The following is a 215-nucleotide window of genomic DNA, read 5'->3' on the forward strand; positions in this document are numbered from 1 at the left end:
CCTGGCCTTTGTCGTCCAGAGTGACTGGGTTGCCAATCGGATTGCCGTTCTGGTCCTGCACCTGCACGGTCGCGCCCGGCTTGCCGGTGACCGCCACATTGCCGGTGGCTGGATCGACTGCGCCCAACTGCGGTGCCAGCAGCGGCACGTCAACGTTGGTGGCTGGAGACTGGGTGTCACCTTCCTTGATCACCACGCCGACCTGCTGGCCGCTG

1 protein-coding gene is annotated in these 215 nt (G+C 65.6%); it reads right to left on the minus strand.

What is annotated here, in order from left to right; all coding sequences use genetic code 11:
- Positions 1-215, minus strand: a 215-nt coding sequence (locus tag BFQ03_RS30160; RefSeq protein ID WP_175403870.1) for a hypothetical protein, incomplete at both ends; no start/stop codon positions are given.

This window comes from Pseudomonas sp. 25 R 14, from assembly GCF_900004755.1.
Lineage (GTDB): Bacteria > Pseudomonadota > Gammaproteobacteria > Pseudomonadales > Pseudomonadaceae > Aquipseudomonas > Aquipseudomonas brenneri.